This window comes from Cyanobium sp. N5-Cardenillas (assembly GCF_024345515.1).
In the GTDB taxonomy this organism is placed as follows: domain Bacteria; phylum Cyanobacteriota; class Cyanobacteriia; order PCC-6307; family Cyanobiaceae; genus Cyanobium.
On the sequence record NZ_JAGQBG010000113.1, the window covers coordinates 1 to 9,917 of the forward strand.

A 9,917-nucleotide genomic window follows, 5' to 3' on the forward strand; every position below is an offset into this window, starting at 1 on the left:
TCCATCGGCGCTGACCGCCTGGGTCTGCCAGTTCCAGGAGCAGCTCTGGGCCTCGAGGGTGGCACCGTCCTGCTGCAGGAAGCAGCCTGACGGAATCCGCACCAGATGCTGGCCGGCATCCACCTGCAGGGCCTTGCCCCGGGCGCTGGCGCCGCCGGCCACCGCCGGATCGCTGAACAGCACCGGCGGCCCCAGGTTGAACAGCTGGGTCTGGGTGTTCCCGTTCAGGGAGGTGGCCGTGAGGGTCTGGAGGGGGGAGCCAGGGGCTGAACCCGGCGGTCGCCGTTCCCCCAGCACCGGTCCGCGGGCGCTGAGGGCGCCGCTGCCGGGTTGCCACTGCACCGAAGCCACCGTCAACAGGATCTGGGGGGCTCCGACGGGGTTGGCCCGGAAGGGATCAAAGGCCAGGGCCCAGCGCTGCAGGCGCGGCTTTCCCTGCAGCTCCAGGGTGTCCTTGTCGATCCGGAAGGTGGCCCGATCGGCGGAGAGCCGGGTGTGGGGGTCGAAACCCTCGGGATGGCGGTCGATCTCCATCAGGTTGCGGGAGGGAATCCAGCGCACCCGGGAGCCCTGGATCATCACCGGCTCCTTCCCGAGCCGCTGCAGCCGGATCCTCCCCTCCAGCAGGATCACGGCCCCGTCGTTGATCACCGTTCCGGTGGAGGCCTCCACCCGGTAGGCGGGCTTGCCGTCGCTGAAGATCACGCCGCGGGGCTGCAGGGCCCGGGCCACCCGCCGCCGCAGGTCGTAGCGGGCCTCCGGACTGGTCAGCTCCCAGTTCGGCCGTCCGAACACGTCCTGCTGGCGCAGATCCAGGGAGCGGAACACGAAGGGGGTGGGTGCCGTCTCTCGGGCCACTTCACCGCGGCCGCAGCCCGTGAGCAGCAGCAGGAGCAGGGCCGACAGGTGCCAGCGTCGCGCGAGGGGAGGAAGCGTCAAAGGGGGGAATCCAGTTCCAGACGGTGCAGCACCGGCGTCGGTTCTGGCAGGGCCAGATCACTGGCCAGCTTCCCCCAGTGTCGGGCCTCCGTCCAGCCGATGTCGGCCAGCAGGGCCGGCTGGGCCAGCTGGTCGAGCATGCGTCCGGAGAGATCCGGCAGCAGGGGGGCCAGCAGCACGGCCACCCAGCGGCTGGTCTCCAGCACGGCATAGAGGTCCTCGGCCACCCCGGAACGGCCCTCCGCGGCCTTGATCGCCTTCCAGGGGGCGCGATCGTTCAGGAAGCCGTTGGCCGCTTCGGCCAGCTCCAGGATCGCGGCGGCCGCCGTGCGGAAATCCAGCGCCTCGAGGGCGCCGTCGACGGTCTCGGCGCAGGCCAGGCAGCGCACGGCCAGGGGATGGTCGGCGGCGGCGGCACCGCCGGCCGGCGGCACGCCGCCGTCGAACCAGCGGCGCGCCATCGAGGAGGTGCGGTTGAGCAGGTTGCCGATCGTGTTGGCCAGGTCATTGTTGACCAGATCGCTGAAGCGCTGCTGCTGGAAATCACCGTCATCCCCGAAGGGAATGTCCCGCAGCAGGTACCAGCGCACCGCATCGGCACCGCAGCGCTCCAGCAGCACATCGGGATCGAGCACGTTGCCCAGGGACTTGCCCATCTTCTGGCCCTCCCGGGTCAGGAAGCCGTGGCCGAACACCCTTTCCGGCAGGGGCAGGCCGGCCGACAGCAGCATCGCCGGCCAGTAAACCGCATGGAAGCGCAGGATGTCCTTGCCGATCACATGCAGCTGGGCCGGCCAGCCGCGCTTGGCCAGCAGGGTCAGGTCGGTGGGATCGTCGGGCTCCAGCAAGGCCGAGAGGTAGCCCAGCAGGGCGTCGAACCACACATAGAAGGTGTGGCCCTCGTAGCCGGGCACGGGGATGCCCCAGGGCAGGTCGAGGCGGGAGATGGAGAAGTCCCGCAGGCCGCCTGCGACAAAGTTCTCCACCTCCCGGCGGCGGGAGCGCGGCGCGATGAACCCGTCGCTGGCCACCAGCTGCTCGATCGGCTCCTGGTACCTGGAGAGGCGGAAAAAAAGGTTCAGTTCGTCGCGCCACTCCAGTGGGCGCAGGTGGATGGGGCAGTGGGGCTCGTTGGCCGCCGGTGATTCCTCCTTGAACTCCTCGCAGGCGACGCAGTACCAGCCCTGCTGGCGCCCTTCGACCACATCGCCGCTGGCCTCGACCCGGGCGAAGAACTGCTGAACGATCGCCCGGTGGCGCGGGTCGGTGGTACGGATGAAGCGGTCGTTGCTGATGCCCCAGCGGCGCCACAGGTCGCGGTACTCGCCGCTGATGGCGTCGCAGTGGGCCTGGGGAGTGAGGCCGGCCGCTTCGGCCGACCGCTGGATCTTCAGACCGTGCTCGTCGCAGCCGGTGATGAAGGTGACCCGCTCCCCCTGCAGCCGCCGGAAGCGGGCGATGCTGTCGCAGGCGAGGGTGGTGTAGGTGCTGCCCAGGTGGGCGCGGTCGTTGACGTAATAAAGGGGTGTGGTGAGGGTATAGGTCATCGGCAGGCGACGTCGGCCGGGTCCGCCGGCGGCAGGAGGGAGTCCCGTGACGCCCCCCATGACGCCCTTGGGCCCAGGCCCGGGGCCCGGATCCTACCCATGGCCCCGGGATGGGATGCTGGCCCCCTGACTCCGGCCCCTTCTCCCCGATGCGCACGGGCTTCGATCGCAGGGCCGACGTGATCGTCTGGGGCGGCGGCAGCGGTGGTGTCGCCGCCGCGCTGCAGGCCGCCCGCTCCGGCGTCGACACCCTGCTGCTCACCCCCGGCCCCTGGCTCGGCGGCATGGTGAGCGCCGCCGGGGTGTGCGCCCCGGACGGCAATGAGCTGAGCCCCTGGCAGAGCGGGCTGTGGGGCGCCCTTCTGCGGGCCCTGCAATGGAGCGAGCCGGAAGGGCTGGACCAGAACTGGGTGAGCTGCTTCGGCTACCGCCCCGCCAGCGCCGAGCGGATTCTGCGCCGCTGGGTGGCCGCCGAGGAACGGCTGGACTGGTGGTCCGGCGTGCGGCTGGAGGCGGTGGAGCGCGACGGAGACCGCATCGGCGCCGTGAGGGTGGAGCATCGGGGCGTCCAGCGGCGCCTGGTGCCGACGGTGGTGATCGACGGCAGCGACCGGGGCGAGCTCTATCCCCTGGCCGGCGCCCCGTTCCGCTTCGGCTGGGAAGCCAAAGAGTTGTGGCAGGAACCCAGCGCCCCCACGGCCGAGCGCCTCGGGAGCGATCCCTTCTTCCAGCGGCAGCCGGTCCAGTCGCCCACCTGGGTGTGCCTGGGCCAGCTGGACGAACGGACGGGACCGGCCGCGCCCGACCGGGAGGCCTGGCGGCACTCCCCCCCTTCCCTAGGCGCCCCATTCGCCAGGGCCACCGAAGCCTTCGGCCTGGAGCGCACCCTCACCTACGGCCGGCTGCCCGGGGGCCTGGTGATGCTGAACTGGCCCCTGCACGGCAACGACTGGCACCACGGCCTGGAGCGGGCCTTCGCCGAGCAGGTCGCCGGTGGCGCCACCGATGCCACAGCGGCCGAAGCGGCAGAGGGCGAGCTGCTGGCGGCGATGCGCGACCACAGCGGGGCCTTCGCCGCCGCCCTGCGCCAGGCCAGCGACGGCTGGCTGGGGCCGGCGGCGGTGTTTCCCACGCCCGAAGAAGCTGCCGCCGGCCGGCTCAGCGGCGCCGGATCCCTGGCCCTGATGCCCTACTGGCGCGAGGGCCGCCGGCTGGTGGCCCGGGAGCTGGTGCTGGAGCAGCACCTGCTGCCCCAGGGGGAGGGCGCCTGCATCGCCCCCCTCAGCCGCACCGCCGATGGGGCCTTGAGCAGTATTGCCGTGGGCAACTACGCCAACGACCACCACTACCCCGGCGGCGACTGGCCCCTCGCCCCCAAGAGCTGCCGCTGGGGCGGCCGCTGGAGCGGCACCCCGTTCACCATTCCCTACGGCGCCCTGGTGAGTGAGGGGGTGACGAACCTGCTGGCGGCCGACAAGGGCTTCGGCGTCAGCCACATGGCGAACGGGGCCACGCGGTTGCAGCCCCTGGTGCTCAACATCGGCCAGGCCGCCGGCCTGACGGCGGCCCTGTGCGTGCAGGGCGACCTGCAGCCGGCCGCCCTGCCGGTGCGGCGTCTGCAGGCGGCACTGATCGAGGATCCGCTGGCACCGGCCGCCGTGGTGCCGCTGTGGGACACCCCCTGGCACCATCCCTGCTGGCGTGAGCGGCAGCTTCAGGCGCTGGAGGCGCCGGAGCGGATCGATCGCCACGGCCATCTGGAGGCGACGGATCTGGGGGCCCCGGTGGGCTGGGTGCCGCCGCCGGAGCCCGGCGAGCGCCTCTGGCGCGGCGAGCTGGTGCCCGATGGCGAGGGCGGCTACCTGCTCCACGGCAAGGCGGGGGTCTGGCCGCTGATCACCCTGGAGCCGGCCCTGCACCACTGGCTGCTGGGCCTCGATCACCCCACCCCGGCAGCCCTGATCGGCTGCGCCAACCCCTGGGGTCCCTGGCTGCGGGTGTCGCGGCTCGTGCCGTGAAGCCGCTGCTCAGCGGCGCCGCCATCGCCCTCACCTTCGCGGCCTTCCTCCCCTACATCGATTCGATCCGCTCGGGGCGGACCCGGCCCCATGTGTTCTCCTGGCTGATCTGGGGGGTCACCACCCTGCTGGTGTTCCTGGCCCAGCGTGCCGGGGGCGGCGGGGTCGGCACCTGGCCCACGGGGGTGTCGGCCCTGATCACCTTCTCCATCGCCTGGCTGGCCTTCGCCCATGGCGCCGACCGGGCGATCACGGCGAGCGACTGGCTGTTTCTGGCCGGCGCCGCCTCGGCCCTGCCCTTCTGGTTCCTCACCGCCGATCCCCTCTGGGCCGTGGTGATCCTCACCCTGGTGGACCTGCTGGGCTTCGGCCCCACCCTGCGGCGGGCCTACAGCCACCCCGAACAGGAACGGATCGGCTTCTTCGGCCTGTTCGTGCTGCGCAATCTGCTGGTGCTCCTATCCCTGGAGCGTCTGACGCTCACGACGGCCCTGTTTCCGGCGGCGGTGGGCCTGGCCTGCATCGGGGTGGTGCTGCTGCTGCTCTGGCGGCGGCGCCGTATGCCGCAAACGGGCCAGTCAGCCTGAAGTCAGCCAGGATGGGCTGCACCAGCCTCGTTGCTCCATGGCTTCCGCCAAGCCCGGATTCACCGTCCGGACCCTGCCCGTGCTGCTCTCCCTGGCGGGTTCGGCGTTGCTGCTGGCCGGCCTGCCCGCCCGGGGCCAGGGCCTCAACAACATGCGCGACCAGCTGATCATCCACTACTGCACCCTGGCGGTGAACGCCGACTTCGCCAAGGCGGGCAAGACTGTGCCCGCCGGCCTGGCCAAGGACACCTGCACCTGCGTGGCCGAGCAGGTGAACGCCCGGGCCACCATTCAGCAGGCTGAGACCATCTGCAAGCAGCAGGCGATGGGCAAGTACAACCTCAGTCCCTGAGCCCCCAGAGTCAGCCCGCGGCCGTGAAGCGCAGCAGGTCCCGCAGGGAATCCACCTGCTGCAGGCGCACCAGCAGGGCGTCGCCGGGGCCGGGGTCGCCATGGCATTCGGCGGCCAGGTCCATGGCCAGATCGGGCAGGTGCACCAGGCCGAGCCGGTCCTGGGGCCGCAGCCAGCGCAGGAACAGCCCCGGCCACTGGTGCTGCTCCTGGGCCTCAAACCACACCTGCTGCCAGTGGCGCTGGTCCTCCCGGGCGATCTGCAGGCCCTGGCGGATCGCCACCTCCAGCTCGCTCAGCAGCCCACCCAGCTCCGCCTCGTCCAGCACCGGCCGCCCCTGCTGCTGGGCCAGCAACTGGCGCTGTACCAGCAGATCGTTGTAGCGCCGGATCGGCGAGGTGGCCTGCACGTAGCAGGGCAGGCCCAAGGAAAAGTGGGGAGCCGGACTGGTGCCAAGCAGTCCCCGGCTGAGGCAGCGCTTGATGGCCGCGTGGCGCACCGGGCCCGCCGGCAGGGCCGCCAGCTCCGCTTCGGGGGGCAGCTCTGCCGCCAGCTGGCTGCGGTAGGGCAGGGCCAGGCCATGATCCTGGCCGAGGCCGGCGATCACCGCCCCGGCCAGGATCATGGCTTCGGCCACCAGCGTGCGCGAGGGCGAGGGTTCGGTGATCTCCAGCTGGGCCCCCAGCTCGTCGCAGCGGATCCGGCCCTCGGGCTGGTCCAGATCGAGGGCCCCCCGGGCCAGCCGCCAGCGGCGCCGCCGCTCCATCAGGGAATGGATTTCCTCGAGGTAGCGCTCCTGGGGCGGGGCCAGCTCGATCAGTTCATCGGCATCGGCATAACTCAGCCGATAGGCGGGCCGCACCCAGCTGGACTCCAGCCCAAAGCCCGCCACCGTGCCGTCATCGGCCAACTCCACCCACAGGCTCAGGGCCGCGCTGCGCTGGCCCATGCGCAGGCTCATCGGGCCGGTGCTGAGCACCTCGGGGAACATCGGCAGCGGTCCCCGGGCCAGGTAGAGGCTACTGGCCCGGCGCCGGGCTTCGGTGTCGAGGGGGCTGTCCGCCGCCACCAGCCGGCCGGGGTCGGCGATGTGGATCCACAGCCGTGGCGTTCCGTCGGGCCCCTGCTCCAGGGAGAGGCCGTCGTCGATGTCGCGGGTGTCCGCATCGTCGATGGTGACGGTGTGTAGGCCGGTGAGGTCGCGGCGGCGCTCGTCGCCCGGCAGGTCCGTGGCGGCCAGGTCCACCAGCCGGCGGGCCTCGTCCTCCAGTTCCGCGGCAAAGCCTGCCTGCCAGGTGGTGTTCTCCAGCGAGGGGAGGTGGTGCCGCTCCCACTGGCCCAGGTCCACCAGCAGGTGCCGGATCGGGGAGGCTTCCATCGCGCAGTGGGCCGCCTGCAGGGCCCGGTGCAGGTCGTCGGGCAGGGGGCGGCTGGTGTCGCCGCTGGCCCACTCCCGCAGCAGGGCCAGCTGCTGGCGCAGGTCGGGGTCGAGCTGCTGAGGATCGATCGGGCGACGCTGGCGCAGGGCGTCCTGCCACTGGCGACGCCGCTGCTCGGCCAGCCGCTGGCGGTGGGCGTCCCGCCGCAACCGCCTTACATCCACCAGCTGCCGGACCTCCACCTGCTGCTGGCGCCAGCGGAACAGGGTCTGGGGGCCCTGCAGCCAGAGCCAGCAGGCGGCCCTCTGGATCGGGTCGCCGCCGTCGCCGATCAGATCGACGAAGTCCCCCAGCTTGAGGGACGCCGGGTCGTCCAGCAGCAACAGCCAGGCCGCCCCCAGCTCTCTGGGGCTGGGGGCGGCCTGCTGCAGCCTCTCCGGACTCAGGCCCCAGGGGGGCTGGGACAGGCGTGAGGGCGGCGATTGATCGCCAGGGAGAGCGGCCAGCAGGTCGAGCTGCCGGACCCCCCGCTGGACGGCCTTGGCCTCGAAACCCACCCTGAGATCGAGGCGCGTTCCCTTTTCGGCCACCACGACCGCCAGCAGACTGCGGCTGTCGTCGTGGAGGCCGACCAGGTCACCCGCCGTGAACCGACGCGAGGCGGCGGGCAACTCAGCCTTCGGGATTCACGAAGGGCAGCAGGGCCACGATCCGGGCCCGCTTGACGGCATTGGTGAGATCGCGCTGCTGCTTGGCCGTCAGGCCGGTGAGGCGGCGGGGCAGGATCTTGCCGCGCTCGGTGATGAACTTCTTGAGCAGATCGACGTCCTTGTAGTCGATCGGATCACCGGGCTTGATCGGCGACAGGCGCTTCTTGAAGAAGGAACTGGACATGGGAACGGAGTGATGGAACGAAAGGAGGAAACTGCCGCTGCAGGGTCCTGGGGACGGTCAGGCGATGGGATTCCGCAGGGAATCCAGCTTCACTTGATCTCCTTGTGGACGGTGGGGGCGTTGCAGTGGGGGCAGAACTTCTTGAGTTCAATCCGTTCGGTGGTGTTGCGGCGGTTCTTCTGGGTCGTGTACCGGGACACGCCAGGGGACCGCTTGGCGGGGTTGGACCGGCATTCGGTGCACTCGAGGGTGATCACCAGCCGGACGCCCTTGTTTTTGGCCATGGAAGGACGTTGCGCCGCGGATGCGTTGCAGAGAGACGATCCTGCACCTTACCTCCCGATGGGGAGGGCCCTGATCGCTTCCTAAGCTGAACGGCTGCTGTGCACCCCTCCGATGCTGGTTTCGCTCCAATGGCTCCGGGAGCTGGTCAGCGTGGAACCGGCCTGTCTTGATCCTGCGCCTCTGGCGGAGCGCCTGTCGATCGCCGGTTTCGAAGTGGAGGCCATCGAGGATCTGGCCGCCCGGGCGGCCGGTGTGGTGGTGGGTCATGTGGTGCAGCGCGATCCCCACCCCAACGCCGACAAGCTCAGTGTCTGCCGGGTCGATGTGGGGGCTGGCGAACACCTTCAGATCGTCTGTGGCGCCGCGAATGTGCGCCAGGGGCTGCACGTGCCCGTCGCCCTGGTGGGCAGCACCCTGCCGGCGGTGGGGCTGACGATCAAGCCCGCCGAACTGCGGGGGGTGGCCAGCAGCGGCATGATCTGCTCCCTGCGGGAGCTGGGCCTCGACGACGGCAGCGACGGCATCGCCGAACTCGACCGGCTGCTGACCAGCGTGCCCCCCCTGGGGACGCCCGTGGGGCCCCTGCTGGGCCTCGACGACCAGGTCCTGGAACTGGCGATCACCGCCAACCGGCCCGATGGCCTGTCGATGCGCGGGATCGCCCGCGAGGTGGCGGCCCTCAGCGGCGGCAGCACCACCTTCCCTGCGGCGGCGCCCGTGGTGGCGGCTGTGCCCCTGGCCGCCGCGCCGGCCGACCGCGAGGCCATCGAGGCGGGGGGACTGTTCAGCCTCACTGCCCTTGACGGCCTGAAAGTGCGTCCCTCCCCGGACTGGCTGCGCCAGCGCCTGGAGCGGGCCGGTGTGCGCCCCATCAACAACGTGGTGGACATCACCAACCTGGTGATGCTGGAAACGGGCCAGCCCTTGCACGCCTTCGACCGGGATCGCCTGGGGGCGCTCACGGGCGGCACGCCCGAGCCGGCGAGCATCGGCCTGCGCCAGGGCCGCAGCGGTGAGGCCTTCGTGGCCCTCGACGGCCAGGAGCGCACCCTGAGCGACGAGGCCCTGGTGGTCACCTGCGGCGACCACCCCATTGCCCTGGCCGGGGTGATGGGGGGCCTGGCCGAGGCCGTCACCGAAGCCACCACCGCCATCTGGCTGGAGGCGGCCGTGTTCGCCCCCCAGGCCGTGCGGCGCTCCGCCCGCAGCGTCGGCCTGCGCAGCGAGGCCTGCAGCCGTTTCGAGAAGGGGGTGCCACGGGAGATCACCCTGGCCGCCGCCGACCGGGCCGTGGCCCTGCTCCAGGAGCTGGCCGGAGCCCGTGTCGAGGGGCGCTGGCTGCACCAGCGGAGCCCATCCCCCCAGCCGCCCCTGCCCCTGCGCCGCGACGCCCTCCACAACCTGCTGGGCCCCATCGTGGTGGACGGCGAGGCCCAGGACCTCGATGACGAACGCATCACCGCCACCCTCGAGGCCCTTGGCTGCGTCCTGGAGGAAGGCGAAGAAGGCTGGCAGGTGCGGGTGCCGCCCGAGCGGGCCATGGACCTCAAGCGCGAGGTGGACCTGATCGAGGAGGTGGCCCGGCTGGTGGGCTACGACCACTTCGCCGCCCACCTGCCCGATCCCCTGATCCCCGGGGGCCTGGAGCCGGCCCAGCAGCTGGAGCGACGCCTGCGCCGTGCCCTCTGCGCCGCCGGCCTGCAGGAGATCGTGTCCCTGTCGCTGGTGGCGGCGGCACCGGGCCGGGTGCCCCTGGCCAACCCGCTCCTGGCCGACTACGGCCACCTGCGCGACAACCTGCACCAGGAGCTGCTCCAGGCCGCCCGCCGCAACCTGCAGGCCTCCCTGCCGGGGTTCTGGGGCTTTGAAATCGGCCGCGTGTTCCCCGGCGGCGCAGCCAGCGGTGAGGAGCGCCA

At 71.7% G+C, this 9,917-nt stretch carries 9 protein-coding genes; 4 read left to right on the forward strand and 5 right to left on the reverse strand.

Annotated features, from left to right (window positions below):
- Both lptC and metG read right to left on the reverse strand, forming a co-directional pair.
- Positions 1 to 939: LPS export ABC transporter periplasmic protein LptC (gene lptC / locus KBZ04_RS10030; protein ID WP_254991794.1), on the reverse strand; the 939-nt coding region annotated here is incomplete at its 3' end.
- Positions 936 to 2,486, reverse strand: coding sequence for a methionine--tRNA ligase (metG, locus tag KBZ04_RS10035; RefSeq protein WP_254991801.1), 1,551 nt, complete (start codon positions 2,484 to 2,486; stop codon positions 936 to 938). The genes lptC and metG, both read right to left, overlap by 4 nt.
- 149 nt (positions 2,487 to 2,635) lie before the next feature.
- Here metG and KBZ04_RS10040 point away from each other — a divergent pair, with 149 nt between their 5' ends.
- Genes KBZ04_RS10040 through KBZ04_RS10050 form a run of 3 tightly spaced genes read left to right on the forward strand, consistent with a single transcriptional unit; the run spans position 2,636 to position 5,443 of the window.
- Entirely contained in the window at positions 2,636 to 4,504 is a 1,869-nt protein-coding gene (locus tag KBZ04_RS10040) for an FAD-dependent oxidoreductase (RefSeq protein ID WP_254991795.1), read from the forward strand.
- A complete protein-coding gene (locus tag KBZ04_RS10045; RefSeq protein WP_254991796.1) occupies positions 4,501 to 5,091 on the forward strand; it encodes a hypothetical protein in 591 nt (196 codons plus the stop codon). Before KBZ04_RS10040 ends, KBZ04_RS10045 begins: the two co-directional genes overlap by 4 nt.
- A 37-nt stretch (positions 5,092 to 5,128) precedes the next feature.
- Positions 5,129 to 5,443, forward strand: a complete 315-nt coding sequence (locus KBZ04_RS10050; RefSeq protein WP_254991798.1) for a hypothetical protein — start codon at positions 5,129 to 5,131, stop codon at positions 5,441 to 5,443.
- A gap of 10 nt (positions 5,444 to 5,453) precedes the next feature.
- On the opposite strand, the gene KBZ04_RS10055 is transcribed toward KBZ04_RS10050, so the two are convergent.
- The 3 genes from KBZ04_RS10055 to rpmG form a co-directional block, all read right to left on the reverse strand.
- Positions 5,454 to 7,493: an RNB domain-containing ribonuclease gene (locus KBZ04_RS10055; protein ID WP_254991799.1), complete on the reverse strand. Its 2,040-nt coding sequence runs from the start codon at positions 7,491 to 7,493 to the stop codon at positions 5,454 to 5,456.
- A 1-nt stretch (position 7,494) separates the two neighbouring features.
- Complete coding sequence (rpsR, locus tag KBZ04_RS10060; protein WP_006041316.1) at positions 7,495 to 7,716, reverse strand: 30S ribosomal protein S18; 222 nt, start codon at positions 7,714 to 7,716, stop codon at positions 7,495 to 7,497.
- An 89-nt stretch (positions 7,717 to 7,805) separates the two neighbouring features.
- A complete protein-coding gene (rpmG, locus tag KBZ04_RS10065) occupies positions 7,806 to 8,000 on the reverse strand; it encodes a 50S ribosomal protein L33 (RefSeq protein WP_254955951.1) in 195 nt (64 codons plus the stop codon).
- A gap of 112 nt (positions 8,001 to 8,112) precedes the next feature.
- On the opposite strand from rpmG, the gene pheT reads away from it, so the two are divergent.
- Positions 8,113 to 9,917, forward strand: a 1,805-nt coding sequence (gene pheT / locus KBZ04_RS10070; RefSeq protein WP_254991800.1) for a phenylalanine--tRNA ligase subunit beta, incomplete at its 3' end; no start/stop codon positions are given.

What these genes read in the sequence shown, in the direction of transcription:
- metG (WP_254991801.1), bottom strand. Translation starts at nt 2,486, where the DNA reads ATGACCTATACCCTCACCACACCCCTTTATTACGTCAACGACCGCGCC.
- rpsR (WP_006041316.1), bottom strand. Translation starts at nt 7,716, where the DNA reads ATGTCCAGTTCCTTCTTCAAGAAGCGCCTGTCGCCGATCAAGCCCGGT.
- KBZ04_RS10040 (WP_254991795.1), top strand. Translation starts at nt 2,636, where the DNA reads ATGCGCACGGGCTTCGATCGCAGGGCCGACGTGATCGTCTGGGGCGGC.
- rpmG (WP_254955951.1), bottom strand. Translation starts at nt 8,000, where the DNA reads ATGGCCAAAAACAAGGGCGTCCGGCTGGTGATCACCCTCGAGTGCACC.
- KBZ04_RS10050 (WP_254991798.1), top strand. Translation starts at nt 5,129, where the DNA reads ATGGCTTCCGCCAAGCCCGGATTCACCGTCCGGACCCTGCCCGTGCTG.